This window comes from Pseudomonas sp. LBUM1656 (assembly GCF_059716065.1).
The window spans coordinates 5,847,778-5,862,382 of record NZ_CP166800.1; the positions used below are offsets into that span (position 1 = coordinate 5,847,778).

The following is a 14,605-nucleotide window of genomic DNA, read 5'->3' on the forward strand; positions in this document are numbered from 1 at the left end:
CCTTGTGAATGCGGTTAGACTAGGCTCAGGCACGGCGTTGAGCCATTTCGAATTACCAGCATTTTCGATAAGCGCATCTTATGGATTTCAAGCAACTGCGTTATTTCGTCGCGGTCTACGAAGAAGGCCACGTGGGCCGGGCGGCCGAGCGACTGTCGATCTCCCAACCGGCACTGTCGCAGCAGATCCGCCAGCTCGAACGGAACCTCGATGTGAGCCTGTTCGAACGCAGCAGCAAGCGCCTGCTACCCACCCTGGCCGCCCACACTTTGTACAACCACGCCCTGCCCTTGCTCGATGGCCTGCAGCGGGCACGCGAGGCGTTGGGCAACTTCAAGGGCCAGGCTTTACGCACCTTGGCGATTGGCGTGTTGCAGACGGTCCACACCAGTCTGGTGCCGCAGATGCTCGAACGCGTGCGCAAGGCGCAGCCGCATCTGGTGGTGCAGATCTATGAACTGACGGGGCTGGAAATCGAGCGACGGCTGCTCAATGGTTCCCTCGACATCGGCATCAGCTACCTGCCACCCCGTCAGCCGGGTTTGCATGGCGTCATGCTGTACGAAGATGAACTGACCTTGGTCATCCCGGCGGATCACCCGCTGCGCGAATTCAAGAAAGTCTCGATCAGCCAGGCCGCCGAGTTACCCATGCTGTTACTGGGTGAAGAATTCCAGGTACGGCAGATCTGGCAGACACAACTGGCCAATCTGGGACGGCGTCCGCAGGTGCAGGCGGAACTGAACAACATGGCGGGGATTCTCGACAGTCTGCCCCACACCCGGCTGGCCACCGTCCTGCCCGGACGCTCACAAAAGGCGCTCGGCAACAACGAGCTGCTTTGGAAACCGCTGACCGAGCCGCGAGTGCCGCTGAAAGTCGGGTTGGTGTGCCGGGATGTACAACGGCAACAAGCCTCGCTGGCCTTGTTACGCACGCTGTTGGAAGAAGTGATGAACAGGCCGGATGACCGCTTGAACAGCTCGACCGTCTGAGCTGAATGCTTTTCTCGAGGCAAAAGAAAACCCCGCCGAAGCGGGGCTTTGCAGACTGTTTCCCTGACATCCATTTCACTCCGCCGTCCTGGCAGAATCCTACGTGTCCGTGTTGTTGCTTTGCGCTTCCTGCGCGACGTCCATGTGAAGTAGATTAGCTCTGGATCCAATCCTCGCCTATGGGAAAACAGCAGCACGTCATGTAAGAGAATGCTTACATGACGCGACTTCGTCAGAACTGTGCAGCGTCCAGCAGGAACAGCGACTCGCTGCCCGCCTTCACCGACGCACTCAACGAGTGAATACGCGGCAGCAGACGTGCGAAATAGAAGCGCGCCGTGCCCAATTTGCTCGCGTAGAAATCGTCCTGCGCTTCTTTGCCGAAGGCCGCCTTGGCCATCAACGCCCACATGTACGCATACGCCACGTAACCGAATGCTTGCAGGTACTCGACCGAGGCCGCGCCGATTTCGTTCGGGTTGTTTTTCGCCCGGTCCAGCAACCACGAGGTCAGTTCGTCGAGGGTGGTGACGGCATCGTTCAGCGGCTTGGTGAACTCAGCCAGGTCGGCGCTGGCGGTCGCGGTGAAGTGACGGATCTCGTCGGCAAACAGGTTGTAGAACGCTCCGCCGGTACCGACGATCTTGCGTCCTACCAGGTCCAGCGCCTGAATGCCGTTGGTGCCTTCGTAGATCTGGGTGATGCGCACGTCGCGAACCAGTTGCTCCTGGCCCCACTCACGGATGTAACCGTGGCCGCCGAAAATCTGCTGACCGTGAACGGTGGTTTCCAGACCGAGGTCGGTGAGGAACGCCTTGGCCACCGGCGTCAGCAGTGCCACCAGATCTTCCGCACGCTTGCGGGTGGTCGCGTCTTCGCTGAACTTGGCGGTGTCCAGTTGCATGGCCACGTAAGTGGAGAACGCACGGCCGCCTTCGTTCGAGGCTTTCATGGTCAGCAGCATGCGACGCACGTCCGGGTGGACGATGATCGGGTCAGCGACCTTGTCCTTGTTCTGCGCGCCGGTCGGCGAACGGCTTTGCAGGCGGTCGCGGGCGTATTCGACGGCGTTCTGGTACGAACGCTCGCCGGTGGCCAGGCCCTGAATACCCACGCCCAGACGCTCGTAGTTCATCATGGTGAACATCGCCGCCAGGCCTTTGTTCGGCTCGCCGACCAGGTAACCCACGGCTTCGTCGAAGTTCATCACGCAGGTCGCGGAGGCCTGGATGCCCATTTTGTGTTCGATCGAACCACAATTGGCCGGGTTGCGTGCGCCCAGGCTGCCATCGGCATTGACCATGAACTTCGGCACCAGGAACAGCGAAATGCCTTTCGGCCCCGCCGGTGCGTCCGGCAGTTTGGCCAGCACCAGGTGGATGATGTTCTCGGTCAGGTCGTGTTCGCCGCCGGTGATGAAGATCTTGGTGCCGCTGACCTTGTAGGAACCGTCGGCCTGAGGCTCGGCCTTGGTGCGGATGATCCCCAGGTCGGTGCCGGCATGTGGCTCGGTCAGGCACATGGAACCGGCCCAGACCCCGGCGTACATGTTCGGCAGGTACGCGGCTTTCAGTTCTTCGCTGGCATGGGCGTTGATCGACAGGCAGGCGCCGGCGGTCAACATCGGGTACAGACCGAATGACAGGCTGGCGGAGTTGACCATTTCTTCGACTTGCGCCGAAACAGCCTTGGGCATGCCCATGCCGCCGTAGGTCGGATCGCCACCGACACCGACCCAACCGCCTTCGGCATAAGTCTGATAAGCCTGTGGGAAACCTGCCGGCGTGGTGACGGCACCGTCCGCCCAATGGCAACCTTCTTCGTCCGCCGCACGGCTCAGGGGCGCGATGCTTTTGCTGGTGACTTTGCCGGCTTCTTCGAGAATGGCTTCGACCGTTTCCGCATCGACAGTCTCGGCCAGCGCCGGCAGCTCGGCCCAGAGTTTGGCGACCTCGAAAACTTCATTGAGGACGAAGCGCATATCGCGCAGGGGCGCTTTGTAGTCAGCCATGGCAAACCTCGCAGATCTAAACAGGTAATTCGTAGGGATGGTGTTTTCGTTGGGTCCGAGTGTAACCCAACAACTTTTGCGACACATAGGGTCAGCCCATGACTGGTTTGTAATTTTTAGTCATCGACTATTCAGTCATAAAAAAGCCCGCAAATGCGCGGGCTCCTTTGTCACTGGTTTATCAGTCTAAAGCGCAAACAACTCCGCCGGCAGCTTCATCAGGCAATCACTTCCGGCCTCTATAGCCGCGCGATGAGCGGCGGTGCGCGGCAACAATCGCTTGAAGTAAAACTCGCTGGTTGCGAGTTTGCCCTGGCAGTAATCCGCATCGCCGCTGCCTGCGTCGAGCTGCGTCTGAGCCACCAGCGCCATGCGCAACCACAGATAGCCGAGGATGATGTAACCGCTGTACATCAGGTAATCCACGGACGCCGCACCCACCTCGTCCGGATTCTTCATCGCGGCCATGCCAACCTTTGTAGTCAACTCGCCCCACTGCTGATTCAGGCCATTGAGTTGCGTCACATAGCTGGCCAGTTGTGGATGTTCGGCGTTCGCCGCGCAGAACTTGTGGACGATTTTGGTGAAGCCTCGCAGCAGTTTGCCCTGGCTGCCCAGCACTTTGCGCCCGAGCAAATCCAGCGCCTGAATGCCATTGGTGCCTTCGTAGATTGGCGCGATGCGGCAGTCGCGAACCAGCTGCTCCATGCCCCATTCGCGAATGAATCCATGACCGCCAAACACCTGCATCCCGAGGTTGGTGACTTCCAGACCGGTATCGGTCATGAAGGCTTTGCAGATTGGCGTCAGGAACGCCAGCAGGTCTTCGGCGTCCTGGCGCGCCGTTTCATCCGGGCTCAGATGCGCCGTGTCCAGCAGCTGCGCGGTGAAATAGGTCAGCGCGCGGTTGCCTTCGTTGAAGGCTTTCATGGTCAGCAACATCCGGCGCACGTCAGGATGAACGATGATCGGGTCGGCGGCTTTATCCGGTGCTTTCGGGCCGGTGAGCGAACGCATTTGCAGGCGATCGTTGGCGTACTTGATTGCCCCCTGGAAGCTTGCCTCACCCAGACACAAACCCTGCATGCCGGTGCCGAGCCGCGCGTGGTTCATCATGGTGAACATGCAGTTCAGGCCCTTGTTCGGCTCGCCGATCAAAAAGCCCTTGGCCTCGTCGAAGTTCAGCACGCAGGTCGCCGAGGCCTTGATGCCCATTTTGTGTTCGATCGAGCCGCAGGAAACGCCGTTGCGTTCGCCGGCTTCACCCTGGGTATCGGGTAGGAACTTGGGAACGATGAACAGGGAAATACCGCGGGTGCCTGCCGGGGCATCCGGCAGTTTCGCCAACACCAGATGAATGATGTTGTCGCTCATGTCGTGTTCGCCGGCCGAGATGAAGATCTTGCTGCCGGAAATCGCGTAGCTGCCATCAGCTGAAGGCACGGCGCGGGTTTTGATGATGCCCAGGTCCGTGCCGCAATGAGCCTCGGTCAGGCACATGGTGCCGGTCCATTGGCCAGCCGTCAGTTTGCTCAGGTAGGTGTTCTTCTGCGCTTCGGTGCCGTGGGCGTGGATGGCCGACATCGCGCCGTGAGTCAGGCCGGGGTACATGCCCCAGGACGTATTGCTGGAGCCGACCATTTCACTGATGACCAGGCCCAGGGAACTGGGCAAACCCTGGCCACCGTACGCCGGATCAGCCGCCAGACCGTGCCAGCCGCCTTCCACATATTGTGCGAAGGCTTGCTTGAAGCCTGTAGGCGTTGTCACCACGCCATTGTCGAAATGGCAGCCTTCTTCGTCGCCGCTGCGATTCAACGGTGCCAGAACGTTCTCGCAAAACTTCGCGCCTTCTTCGAGGATCGCATTGACCATGTCCGGGCTGGCGTCGGTGGCACCCAGCGCGGCGTAGTTGGTGTGAAAGTCGAAGACGTGGTCGATCAGAAAGCGCATATCGCGCAGAGGGGCTTTGTACTCGGGCATGGTCGTTTCTCCGTCAGCAGATCCCTCAAACCTACTGCCGCCCACCCTGCCTCACAATCACAGTCCAGACGCTGAATGCGCCATCATCACTCAACCCGCAGCGGCGTCCATGCGCACCGCGCCACGGCGAGTCTGACCGAAGGCCACCACACAATTTCGCCCGGCGCCCTTGGCGCTGTAGAGCGCTTCGTCAGCGGATTTGAGCACTTTTTCGGGGGTTCGTTGTTCCACGCGTTCGGCGACACCGATGCTCACGGTGACCGACACACTTGAAGCGCCCGGCCCCGCGCGACGCTGGCGACCTTGCTGGTCGTCCTGCGGACGGGCGTCCTGATTGCGCAATTGAATGTTGTACGTCGCGATGGACTCGCGAATGACTTCCAGGTGCGGCATGCACTCTTCGAGGGTCTTGCCCGCGAACACCAAGGCAAATTCCTCCCCGCCGTAGCGATACGCCCTACCGCCTCCGCCGATTTTCGACAGCTTGCTGGCGACCAGTCGCAGCACCTGGTCACCCACATCGTGACCGTGGGTGTCGTTGAATTTCTTGAAGTGATCGACGTCGCTCATGGCCAGCACGTAATTACGCCCCAGGCGTTGCATCCGCTCGTTCAAGGCGCGACGCCCCGGCAGACCGGTGAGTTCGTCGCGGAACGCCATTTGATAGGCTTCGTGGGCAACCGCTGCGGCAATCATCAACATCACCTGACTGCACATGATGTTCAGGGTAAACGGCAGGATGAAGGTTTTCGGCAGCGCCCAGAACAACCCGAGCAAACCCACCAGTTGTGCGGCGTGCAAGGGTCTCGGGTTACGCCAGTATTGCCAGCTCAGCAGCAGGAACGAGGCGATGAATACGGGATAGGACAGCTGGATCAGGCTCATCCAGGCGCCGTGCAGCGCTGGCCAGCGGATTTCCGACAGCCACATCAGCAAGGCCTGGGGATAACTTTGCTCCAGCCCCAGCGCAACACTGCCGACGGCCAGCAACACCGCGAAACGCGCCACCATGTCTTGAAACAAGTGCGTGCGTTCCTGCCACGCAGCGAACACGCCGAACAACAGCGGCAGCAACAGGCAACACAGATGGAAAACCACCGCCGCGTCATCACGGACCTTGCCGTTGTCACGGTAATAGTCGGTCTGGGTATCGAGCAGAAAGTAGGCGATGTACACCGTCACCATCAGAAACAGCTCGCGCTGACGTCGGTAAACCGCGCAGTACGCACCGCCGAGCAACAGCACCAGGGTTGGCAGCACGTTGAACAGCGAGGTGAAGAAGACGTTAAGTTCCTTGATGTAGGCGGCCGCAAGCCCCGCAAGTAAAAGCAGTAACGACGGTAGGAAATGGCTGAAACGTACAGCGGAAGAACGCGGCAAGGGTAAAGCTCCGACCGTCATGACAATAGATGGCATTGTGCCCACCTACTGTAACGGCAGAAATGTCGACTTACTGAGTCAATTGTCAGGTTTTTTTAGTGGGTGCATCAGTGGCCGCAGACCGGACGGGCAGTGCCTGGCTCCCATCAACGATCGCAGGCGACTGCTTTCACTTTTCCCAAGAACAAAAAAGCCGCTACCCCCAAAGGGATAGCGGCTTTGTGAAGAACGGCGTTAAGGCTTAGTAGCCCAGCGCGAAGTTCTCTTCTTTCATGTCCATCAAGTTGTTGGCACCCGACAGCATGGTTGCAACGTGAGTGCGGGTACGCGGCAGGATGCGCTGGAAGTAGAAGCGCGCCGTCTGCAGCTTGGCGGTGTAGAACGCCTCTTCGGAAGTGCCCGCAGCCAATTTTTCGGCAGCCAGGCGGGCCATGTCAGCCCAGAAGTAGGCCAGGCAGGCGTAACCGGAATACATCAGGTAGTCCACCGACGCAGCGCCGACTTCTTCGCGGTCCTTCATGGCAGCCATACCGACCTTCATGGTCAGCTCGCCCCATTCCTTGTTCAGCGCAGCCAATGGCTCGACGAACTCTTTGACCGCTTCGTTGCCTTCGTTGGTCTGGCAGAACTTGTGCACGATCTTGGTGAAGCTTTTCAGAGCTTCGCCTTGGGTCATCAGCACTTTACGGCCCAGCAGGTCGAGTGCCTGGATACCGGTGGTGCCTTCGTACAGCATCGAAATGCGGCTGTCGCGAACGTTCTGCTCCATGCCCCACTCGGCGATGAAGCCGTGGCCGCCGTAGATTTGCACGCCGTGGTTAGCGGATTCGAAGCCGACTTCAGTCATGAAGGCTTTGGCGATTGGGGTCATGAAAGCCAGGAGTGCGTCGGCCTTCTTCTTCTCTTCTTCGTCTACGCCATATTTGACGACGTCGACTTGCTTGGCGGTGAAGTAAACCATCGCGCGGTTGCCTTCGGCGAACGCTTTCATGGTCAACAGCATGCGACGTACGTCAGGGTGAACGATGATCGGGTCAGCGGCTTTTTCCGGCGCTTTCGGGCCAGTCAGTGAACGCATTTGCAGACGATCGCGAGCGTATTTCAGGCCGCCCTGGAAGCCGATCTCGGCGTGGGCCAGACCTTGCAGCGCAGTACCCAGACGTGCGGTGTTCATAAAGGTGAACATGCAGTTCAAGCCTTTGTTTGCCGGGCCGATCAGGAAACCGGTGGCCGCGTCGAAGTTCATCACGCAGGTGGCGTTACCGTGGATGCCCATTTTGTGTTCCAGGGAACCACAGGTCACAGCGTTGCGAGCGCCGATCGAACCGTCAGCGTTCGGCATGAACTTGGGAACGATGAACAGCGAAATACCTTTGGTGCCGGCCGGTGCATCCGGCAGACGTGCCAGCACGATGTGGACGATGTTGTCGGCCATGTCGTGTTCACCGGCCGAGATGAAGATCTTGGTGCCGGAGACTTTGTAGGAACCGTCGGCCTGAGGTTCGGCCTTGGTGCGCAGCATGCCCAGGTCGGTGCCGCAGTGCGGTTCGGTCAGGCACATGGTGCCGGTCCATTCGCCGGACACCAGTTTGGTCAGGTAAGCCTCTTGCTGCTCAGGCGTGCCGTGCTCGGAAATGGTGTTCATCGCGCCGTGCGACAGGCCTGGGTACATGCCCCACGACCAGTTGGCTTCGCCAACCATTTCGCTGACCGCCAGACCCAGGGACTCCGGCAGGCCTTGGCCGCCGTGCTCTACGTCGTGGGCCAGGCTTGGCCAGCCGCCTTCAACGAATTGCTTGTAGGCTTCTTTGAAGCCAGTCGGGGTTTTAACGCCGGACTCGCTCCAGGTGCAGCCTTCGGTGTCACCCACGCGGTTCAGCGGAGCCAATACCTGCTCACAAAACTTGGCGCCTTCTTCGAGAATGGCGTCAACCATGTCTGGAGTTGCGTCTGCACAAGCCGGAAGGCTCTGATAGTGCGCTTCGTAACCGAGCAGTTCGTCACGAACGAAGCGAATATCACGCAAGGGGGCCTTGTAGTCAGGCATAGCGATAAACCTCTGCTGATGTAACCGGGAATGAACGACCGTGTTGATTTGTTGTGACGGTCAAACAGTTGTTTGAAACATACGTTTACGACCAAATCTTGTCAAGCGCCGATCTTTTGCCGTTCGTCATCACGCGCGCAAATGCCAGACACACAGCCGCGCTGCCGACGTTGACAACGCAACAGGCCATGCAGGAAAGATTAGTTGAGGGAGAAGGACTTACATACGAAAACGCCGCGAATAATCGCGGCGTTTTGGTAATGCGGATTCAGCGAGGGATCAAGCGAAGGTATCAATCAACGTTCCCAGCATTTCATCGGAAGCTTTGGCGACTTTGGCACCGGCCTCGACCTGAAACTTGCCTTGGGCCATCTCGACCATGCTGCTGGCCAGGTCCGATTGCTGACTGCGGTCTACCGAACGCAGGCGATCGACCTGAACCTCGGAAGACTGGCTGGTCACCGAGCGCTCAATGGTGCTGCTGGCGATCTGGCTGGAAGCCAGATCGACACGGTTCTGCCCTGTCTGAATAGTGCTCAGACCGGCATAAAAAGCGGTGTTTCCTGAGATTTCCATAGGGAGAACTCGCCCTGCAAAGGATCAATGGCGGCCATTGAAACAGACCTGATGGCAAAAGGCCCGACAAAAACACTAATGGCACAGTGCCTTGTCATAGGCAAAATCTCAATCCAGCAGATCCAGTTGCAGATGTTCCGCCACCGCTTCTGCAGTCACCGATTTGAGTTTCGGCACTCTTCCAAGACAAGGCGCGGGAATCCGCTCGGCGAGGGTCGCAAGGTTCTCTTCCAGGCGCGAGGTCTTCGGATCGATGATATTGGCCACCCAACCCGCCAGCTGCAAACCATCCTGAGCAATCGCCTCGGCGGTCAGCAGCGCATGATTGATGCAACCCAACCGCACCCCGACCACTAGAATCACCGGCAGGCCCAGCGCCATCGCCAGATCCGACAGATTGTCCTGATCCGCCAACGGCACGCGCCAGCCGCCGGCGCCTTCGATCAAGGTGAAATCCGCCTGCATGTCGAGAATCTCGAGCATCGGCGTCAACAGGGATTGCACCGTCAGCGCCACGCCCGCCTCCCGTGCCGCCAGGTGCGGTGCGATCGGCGGTTCGAACGCCACCGGGTTGACCTGGGCATAAGTCAACGGCACCGAGCATTCGGCGAGCAGCGCCAGCGCATCGGAATTGCGCAAACCCTTGGGTGTCACATCACAGCCGGAAGCGACTGGCTTGCCCGCCGCCGTGCTCATGCCCGCCGACCGCGCGGCATGCAACAAGCCTGCAGCAATGGTGGTCTTGCCGACATCTGTGTCCGTGCCGGTGATGAAATAGGCAGCGCTCATACGGGTTTCTCCAACACGGCGTAGACCACCTGATAAGTCGCTGGCAATCCTTCGGCCTGACGAAACTGCTCATAAGCCTCGATCAAGCCGAGGATCCGCGCGCGACCGGTCAAACCACCCGGCCGACCGGGGTTCAAATTGTGCGCGCCCAGCGCTTTGAGTTCATGCGTCAGGCTGCGTACGTCCGGGTAATGCAACACATGCGCACGGGTTTGCAGGCTGACCACCTTCAAGCCACTGGACGCGCACAAATGCTGATAAACACCCAACTCGCGGAAGCGATTGACGTGCACCATGCCATCCACCTGACGCCAGCTGTCACGCAACTCAAACAACGTCCCTACACAGAGACTAGCAAACGCGAAAATCCCACCCGGTTTCAGGGCCCGATACGCTTCACTGAGCACCGATTCGAAATCCGCGCACCACTGCACCGCCAGGCTGGAGAAGATCAGATCACAGGTCGAATCCTGCAGCGGCAAACGCTCAGCATCCCCGGCGATGAAATGGGTGGCGCCCCCCAATGGCCGGGCGTGATTGAGCATACCTTCGGCGATGTCCATTGCCAGTCCGTGACCTGCAGGAAAGCGCTCGCCCAATGCCCGGCTGAAATGCCCGGTGCCGCAACCCAGATCCAGCCAGACACACGGCACAAAATCATCCGGCAAACGGCTCAACAACTGTCTACCGACATCGCGCTGCAGTTCAGCCACGCTGTCGTAGCTCGCCGCCGCGCGGGAAAAGGAGGCCGCTACCTGGCGCTTGTCGGGCAAACCGCCGGGCAAATTGGGAAGGGATAAATCAGTCATCACCAGACTCGTGCAAAAAGGCCTGGATCGCCCCCGCCACACCGTGGGGGTCTTCCAGAAGAAACGCGTGGCTGGCCTGTTCGATCAGGCCGATTTCTACATCCGGAAGCAAGGCCAGAAGGTCTCCGGCCGCTTCGGCCGGGACCAGGCCGTCGAGGCCGGCGAACAAATGCAGTTGTGGGCCACGAAATGCCTGCAACGCCAGACGGGTATCCAGTTGGGCAAGCACTTCCAGTCCGCTCATCAGCACTGCGTCAGAAGTATGCGGCGCCCCACCGAGCAATAACCGCGACAGCCCGCGAGGATCTTCCGAGCCTTGGGCGCAAAGGAGTGAAAAGCGCTTCAACGTCATCCGCGGGTCAGCCTTGCAACCGGCCAGAAACGCATCGAAGGTTTCGCCGGGCATCGCGCTCGGCCATTGCTCATGGGCGACAAAAGAAGGATTGCTCGCCAGGGTCAGCAAGCCGCAGCAACGATCACCCCGACGCGCCGCCAGCTCAGACGCCAACATGCCGCCGAGGGACCAGCCACCGAGCCAGGCGTCTTGCGGGATCGTCGAATCCAGCTCATCGAGCCATTCTTCAAGATCGCTCGATTGCAGTTCCGGCAACGGCTCGATCTCGACCCGCAGATGCTCATCCAGCCCCTGCAACGCAGCTGCCAAAGGTTCCAGCGGTGAAATTCCGAGGCCCCAACCGGGCAGCAGAATCAGTCGATCACGCATGGCTGGGCTCCGGTCCAAGTTGTTGGAAACAATCGGCCAGTCCATTCAACAATAGCTGCACCTGCGCCTCGCTGTGGGCGGCGGTCAGGGTCACGCGCAGACGGGCGCTGCCGGCGGGCACGGTCGGTGGACGAATCGCCGTGACCATCAGCCCTCGCTCGCGCAGCATCTGCGACAGTCGCACCGCACGCCCGGCATCGCCGATCATGATGGGCTGGATCGGCGTGAAGCTGTCCATCAACTCCAGGCCGATTTGCTCAGCGCCGTGGCGGAACTGGCGGATCAAGAGGTTCAGATGCTCGCGACGCCAATGTTCAGTGCGCAGCAGCTCGAGGCTTTTCAGCGTCGCGCAGGCCAACGCCGGCGGTTGGCTGGTGGTGTAAATGTAGGGGCGGGCAAACTGAATCAGGCTTTCGATCAACTCTTCGCTGCCGGCCACAAAAGCACCAGCCGTACCGAACGCCTTGCCGAGGGTGCCGACCAGTACCGGCACGTCTTCCTGGCTCAGGCCGAAATGCTCGACGATACCGCCGCCATTGGCGCCCAGCGGACCGAAGCCATGGGCGTCATCGACCATCAGCCACGCGCCTTTGGCCTTGGCTTCGCGGGCCAGCGCCGGCAAGTCGGCGATATCGCCGTCCATGCTGAACACGCCGTCGGTGACCACCAGTGTATTACCGGTCGCCTTCTCCAGACGCTTGGCCAGACTGGCCGCGTCGTTGTGCAGATAACGATTGAAGCGCGCGCCAGACAACAACCCGGCATCCAGCAACGACGCGTGATTGAGGCGATCTTCCAGCACCGTATCGCCTTGCCCGATCAACGCGGTGACCGCGCCGAGGTTGGCCATGTAACCGGTGGTGAACAACAACGCACGCGGGCGACCCGTCAGGTCGGCCAACGCTTCCTCCAGCTCATGGTGTGGCGTGCTGTGACCGATGACCAGGTGCGACGCCCCGCCACCGACACCCCAACGGGCAGCACCGGCGCGCCAGGCTTCGATCACTTGCGGGTGATTGGCCAGGCCCAGGTAGTCGTTGTTGCAGAACGCCAGCAACGGCTGACCGTCGACCACCACGTCCGGGCCTTGAGGGCTTTCGAGCAGCGGGCGCTGGCGGTAGAGGTTTTCGGCACGACGGGCAGCAAGGCGTGCGGCGAGATCAAAAGACATGCAGGCCTCGAAGATCAATATGGGTATGCACCCAATCCCAATGTGAGAGCGGGCTTGCTCGCGAAGGGGCCGTCACATCCAACAGGGATGGTGACTGAAACTCCGCATTCGCGAGCAAGCCCGCTCCCACATTGGATTTGTGTCGGGTCAAACAGCAGCGTTATAAAACTGCTCGCTGCTCTTCTGCTCAACCAGTGCCTGCTCGATCGCCGCCTGATGCACCTCGTCCGCGTGTTCTTCACGCGCTTCCGGCAGGATGCCCAGGCGCGAGAACAGTTGCATGTCCTTGTCGGCCTGCGGGTTGGCGGTGGTCAGCAGCTTGTCGCCGTAGAAAATCGAGTTGGCGCCGGCGAAGAACGCCAGGGCCTGCATTTGCTCGTTCATCGCTTCGCGGCCGGCGGACAGGCGCACGTGGGATTGCGGCATCAGGATGCGCGCGACGGCGAGCATGCGGATGAAGTCGAACGGGTCGATGTCTTCGGCATTTTCCAGCGGCGTACCGGCGACTTTCACCAGCATGTTGATCGGCACCGATTCCGGATGCTCCGGCAGGTTGGCCAGCTGGATCAGCAGATTGGCGCGGTCATCGAGGGACTCGCCCATGCCGAGGATGCCGCCGGAGCAGATCTTCATCCCCGAATCACGCACGTAGGCCAGGGTTTGCAGGCGCTCGCTGTAAGTACGGGTGGTGATGATGCTGCCGTAGAATTCCGGCGAGGTATCGAGGTTGTGGTTGTAGTAGTCGAGGCCAGCGTTGGCCAGTGCTTCGGTCTGATCCTGATCCAGGCGACCCAGGGTCATGCAGGTTTCCAGGCCCATGGCTTTCACGCCTTTGACCATCTGCAGTACGTACGGCATGTCTTTGGCCGACGGGTGTTTCCACGCCGCGCCCATGCAGAAACGGGTCGAACCGATGGCCTTGGCGCGAGCGGCCTCTTCGAGGACCTTCTGCACTTCCATCAGTTTTTCTTTTTCCAGGCCGGTGTTGTAGTGACCGGACTGCGGACAATATTTGCAATCTTCCGGGCACGCGCCGGTTTTAATCGAGAGCAGGGTGGAAACCTGGACGCGGTTGGCGTCGAAATGCGCGCGATGCACCGTTTGCGCCTGGAACAACAGGTCGTTGAATGGCTGAACGAAGAGTGCTTTGACTTCGGCCAAAGACCAGTCATGACGCAGGGTTGCAGAGGTGCTGGCGCTCATGGGCGTTTCCTTGATTATGCTTGGCAAGCGGCTGGGGAACGGAATACCCACAGACGCGACACGGATGTTCGGCATATTTAAGGAAGAGCGATGCGCTGTCAACCACGATACGTAGGACCGGTTTACAACTGGTTAAACAATAACCAACACTGCCTGCTCTGTAGCGAAGCCACCGAGGAAGCCAGCCCCCTCTGCATGGCCTGCGAAACTGACCTGCCCTGGCTGGGCGATCACTGCCAGAGCTGCGCCCTGCCCTTGCCTGCGGCGGGCCTGACGTGTGGCCCATGTTTAAAGCTGCCGCCGTCTTTCGAACGGGTCACCGCGCCCTGGACCTACAGTTTTCCCGTGGACACGTTAGTCACGCGCTTCAAGCACAGCGCCAAGTGGCCGTTTGGCCGCCTGCTCGGCGAACTTCTTGCGCAGTTCCTGCAACATCGCTTCGATGAGGACCTTGATCGGCCCGACGCTCTGGTCCCGGTTCCGCTGGCCGCCAAACGCCTGCGCCAACGCGGTTTCAACCAGGCCGCAATGCTTGCGCGCTGGCTCAGCGACAGCCTCGACATTCCTTGCGATGAAAAACTGCTGCTGAGGATTCAAGACACCAGCGCGCAGCAGGACCTGAATGCCGACGCGCGCAGGAAGAACCTGCGCAATGCCTTTGCCCTGGTGCCCGGAGCAGCCATCAAGGGCCGGCACCTCGCGATAGTGGACGATGTGCTGACCACTGGCGCCACCGCACAGGCCCTGGCTCGCCTTTTGATGGACGCTGGCGCCGGGCGGGTCGACGTTTACTGCCTGGCCCGCACGCCCAAGCCCGGCGACGCAGCCTGACTTAATCCCACACACAAACCCTGTGGGAGCGGCGGTGCGGCGATCCGACTTGCTCGCGAAGGCTGCTTGGCATTTAGCATCGATGT

12 protein-coding genes are annotated in these 14,605 nt (G+C 60.1%); 2 read left to right on the plus strand and 10 right to left on the minus strand.

Annotated elements, in window-relative coordinates; translation table 11 throughout:
- The first annotated feature begins 80 nt into the window (after positions 1-80).
- A complete protein-coding gene (locus ACA072_RS26570) occupies positions 81-995 on the plus strand; it encodes a LysR family transcriptional regulator (protein WP_497621598.1) in 915 nt (304 codons plus the stop codon).
- Positions 996-1,227: 232 nt separating this feature from the next.
- Here ACA072_RS26570 and ACA072_RS26575 read toward each other — a convergent pair whose 3' ends face one another.
- From ACA072_RS26575 to bioB, 10 genes are all read right to left on the minus strand, one after another.
- Entirely contained in the window at positions 1,228-3,006 is a 1,779-nt protein-coding gene (locus ACA072_RS26575; protein ID WP_497621599.1) for an acyl-CoA dehydrogenase C-terminal domain-containing protein, read from the minus strand.
- A 186-nt stretch (positions 3,007-3,192) separates the two neighbouring features.
- A complete protein-coding gene (locus ACA072_RS26580) occupies positions 3,193-4,989 on the minus strand; it encodes an acyl-CoA dehydrogenase C-terminal domain-containing protein (RefSeq protein ID WP_497621601.1) in 1,797 nt (598 codons plus the stop codon).
- A gap of 90 nt (positions 4,990-5,079) precedes the next feature.
- Positions 5,080-6,369, minus strand: a complete 1,290-nt coding sequence (locus ACA072_RS26585; protein WP_497331402.1) for a GGDEF domain-containing protein — start codon at positions 6,367-6,369, stop codon at positions 5,080-5,082.
- 241 nt (positions 6,370-6,610) lie between these two features.
- Positions 6,611-8,416 (minus strand): phenylacyl-CoA dehydrogenase, encoded by a 1,806-nt coding sequence (locus ACA072_RS26590; protein WP_497621602.1) that lies wholly within the window; start codon positions 8,414-8,416, stop codon positions 6,611-6,613.
- Between the two features lie 279 nt (positions 8,417-8,695).
- Positions 8,696-8,992, minus strand: coding sequence for a pyrroloquinoline quinone biosynthesis protein PqqE (locus ACA072_RS26595; RefSeq protein WP_497621604.1), 297 nt, complete (start codon positions 8,990-8,992; stop codon positions 8,696-8,698).
- A gap of 108 nt (positions 8,993-9,100) precedes the next feature.
- A complete protein-coding gene (gene bioD, locus ACA072_RS26600; RefSeq protein ID WP_497621605.1) occupies positions 9,101-9,781 on the minus strand; it encodes a dethiobiotin synthase in 681 nt (226 codons plus the stop codon).
- A complete protein-coding gene (bioC, locus tag ACA072_RS26605; RefSeq protein WP_497621607.1) occupies positions 9,778-10,590 on the minus strand; it encodes a malonyl-ACP O-methyltransferase BioC in 813 nt (270 codons plus the stop codon). The genes bioD and bioC overlap by 4 nt, the downstream gene beginning before the upstream one ends.
- Entirely contained in the window at positions 10,583-11,314 is a 732-nt protein-coding gene (locus ACA072_RS26610) for an alpha/beta fold hydrolase (RefSeq protein ID WP_497621609.1), read from the minus strand. Before ACA072_RS26610 ends, bioC begins: the two co-directional genes overlap by 8 nt.
- Positions 11,307-12,485: an 8-amino-7-oxononanoate synthase gene (gene bioF / locus ACA072_RS26615; protein WP_497621611.1), complete on the minus strand. Its 1,179-nt coding sequence runs from the start codon at positions 12,483-12,485 to the stop codon at positions 11,307-11,309. Before bioF ends, ACA072_RS26610 begins: the two co-directional genes overlap by 8 nt.
- Positions 12,486-12,632: 147 nt before the next feature.
- Complete coding sequence (gene bioB, locus ACA072_RS26620; RefSeq protein ID WP_497621613.1) at positions 12,633-13,688, minus strand: biotin synthase BioB; 1,056 nt, start codon at positions 13,686-13,688, stop codon at positions 12,633-12,635.
- A gap of 90 nt (positions 13,689-13,778) precedes the next feature.
- On the opposite strand from bioB, the gene ACA072_RS26625 reads away from it, so the two are divergent.
- Positions 13,779-14,519: a ComFC family protein gene (locus ACA072_RS26625; protein ID WP_497621614.1), complete on the plus strand. Its 741-nt coding sequence runs from the start codon at positions 13,779-13,781 to the stop codon at positions 14,517-14,519.
- The last annotated feature ends 86 nt before the right edge of the window (positions 14,520-14,605 follow it).